1 protein-coding gene is annotated in these 2,474 nt (G+C 56.2%); it reads right to left on the bottom strand.

Going from position 1 to position 2,474, the window contains the following annotated elements; all coding sequences use genetic code 11:
• Positions 1–2,474, bottom strand: a 2,474-nt coding sequence (locus C814_RS13785; RefSeq protein ID WP_016318080.1) for an N-6 DNA methylase, incomplete at both ends; no start/stop codon positions are given.

Below are 2,474 nucleotides of genomic sequence, written 5' to 3'. Positions count from 1 at the left end.
GGTGCTTTCTGAAACAGTGCGGCCCAGCACCATTTCCGGGTGGTCCAGGAAATAGCGGTTGATGGTAAAATCATCTTCGGTCTGTCCGGTCTGCGTCCAGTCCGGGGCAATGTCAATCGGGCGGTCACGTTTTTGCAGGAAAATGATGTCGGATACCACCTCTGTCCCGGCATTGGCCTTAAACGCATTGTTGGGCAGACGGATCGCGCCTAACAGCTCCGCCCGCTGCGCCAGATACCGGCGCACCGTAGAATCCTTGGAATCCATCGTGTAGCGGCTGGTGACAAAGGCTACGACACCGCCTGGACGCACCTGGTCCAGCGATTTTGCAAAAAAGTAGTTGTGGATGTTGAAGTTCAGCTTGTTATAGGCCCGGTCATTGACGGAATACTGGCCAAACGGCACGTTTCCTACGGCTAAATCATAAAAATCCCGCCGGTCGGTGGTTTGAAAGCCCGCGATGGTGATGTCTGCTTTTGGATAGAGCTGTTTTGCGATGCGTCCAGTGATGGAATCCAGTTCCACGCCGTACAGTTTGCTGCCCCGCATTTCCTCCGGCAGCATACCGAAGAAATTGCCCACGCCGCAGGAGGGTTCCAGGATGTTGCCGGTCTGGAATCCCATTTTCCCCACCGCTTCATAAATGGCCTGGATAACGGTAGGGCTGGTGTAATGGGCGTTTAAGGTGGTCCCTTTGGCGGCTTCATATTCCTCCGGGGACAGCGTTGCGTAGAGTTCCGCAAACTCCTTGGCCCAGGCGGGCTTGCTCTCGTCAAAAGCGTCTGCCAGACCGCCCCAGCCCACATACCGGGAAAGGGTTTCCTGTTCTTCCGGCGTGGCCTGCCGGTTTTCAAACTCCAATTCTTTCAGGAGATTGATTGCGTCCATATTGGCCCGGAATTTTGCTTTCGGCCCTCCTTCGCCCAGGTGAATGTCGGTGATACGGAAGTTCCCGGCTGTCGGCTGGGGTGGGGTGGGTTCCGGTTTCTCTATGTGCAGGGTATGAATCTCCACATCATAGGGCAGGTGGTTCTGTTCGCCCGGATAACGGGTGACAGGGGTGGTAGTCATTCGCGGCGCTGGTTCCGGTGCGGGAGGATTCCCCAAATCCGGCTGTTTCTCTGCTGGCTGTTCCTTTAGCTGTGCCGGTTCGTGGGAGAATCCGTCCAGTTCCTGCTGGTAGAGGGCGCGGAGTGCGGCGGCAACCGGTTCCCAGCTTTCATACAGCGCCGCCAGAACCGTTTCATCCTCCCGCAAAATCTCTACTTCCATGCCTTTGTCGGTTGTTCTGTAATCTGCCGTATCCCCGGTTTCCAGCTGCATGGTTTCCACTGTACCCGAAAACCGCTGGGAAAGATGCTGGGCAACAGCCGGATTGCCTGCGCCGCTTCGGAGCAGTACCGCTATATCCTCCTTTGCCAACCCATCCAGTAAACCGCCATCCCCGGTCAGAGCCTCCCGTAAATCCGGGGAAAACTGGTCCAGATCGGCGGGGAGATAGTCGGTGATGGCGCTGTTGCGCGGGTCCTGCCGGATGGCGCGTTCAAACTGTTCTTTGCTTTCCGTCCGGTAAATGGGGTAGGCCAGCGCGGGGTCATTCAGCTGGACATAGCCCTGCTGCAAATCGGTGATGCGGTACTCGGTATTTTCCAGAAAAACAAAATCCCCTACGCCATAGGCCGATGCCAGCGGGTCGCGGGGAAGTGTTCCCGGTTCGTCCGCAGCGGGTGCGGCTGTTTCCTGTGCCGGTTCCTCTTGCCGGTCCGCCTTTATCTCTTGTGGTTCCAGCCCGGCCAGGAATTGCTCCGCAGCTTCTTCTCTTGAAAATGTCCGTACCGTTCCATCAGAGGCGGTATAGTAATCATTGGTCTGATTATCCCAGACAGCAAACGCATCTTCCGGGTCGGGAAACGCATCGCTGGTCATAACAACGGAAAAGCGTGGTTCTGCTTCATCGGCGGTAATCTGTTCCACATCAGCCATGACCTGCTGAATAAAGGGGTCATTGTCCAGCTTCTCCGGTTCCACTACCTGCCCGTTTACAATGCCGCGCTGGGCCAGATTTTCCCGGATTGCGATAGGGTCTATATCGTCCAGATTATCCCGTTCTGCCTCTGTAAAAAAGCGGTCCTCTTTGATAAGCTGGGCGATCCGGCGCTGTACCTTGGGCCAGGGCAGTTCCATTTCTTCGGGGCTTCCGGCACGGACAATAAACAGGTTTGTATGTTCAGGACCGCCGTACTCCCTGGACAGCCATGCGGCGGTATCTTTTTCCCGCCCATGCTCCTTCATATAGCGGACTACGGCCCGTTTGCTGTCCATATCGCCGTTCCATGCACAGAGGGCTTCGTCAATATCGTCCTGGGAGAGAGGGCGCAGAAGCTCATGGAGCTTTGGATAGGTTTCGGCAATCACCTCTTGATGCAGGCGGTGGCGGAACTCCGGCACATCCGAATACTGTTTGAGAAGCTGCA

The organism is Anaerotruncus sp. G3(2012) (assembly GCF_000403395.2).
Taxonomy (GTDB): Bacteria; Bacillota; Clostridia; order Oscillospirales; family Ruminococcaceae; genus Anaerotruncus.
Note: the sequence above shows the minus strand (reverse complement) of the source record. Positions and strands in the feature narration are given on the sequence as shown.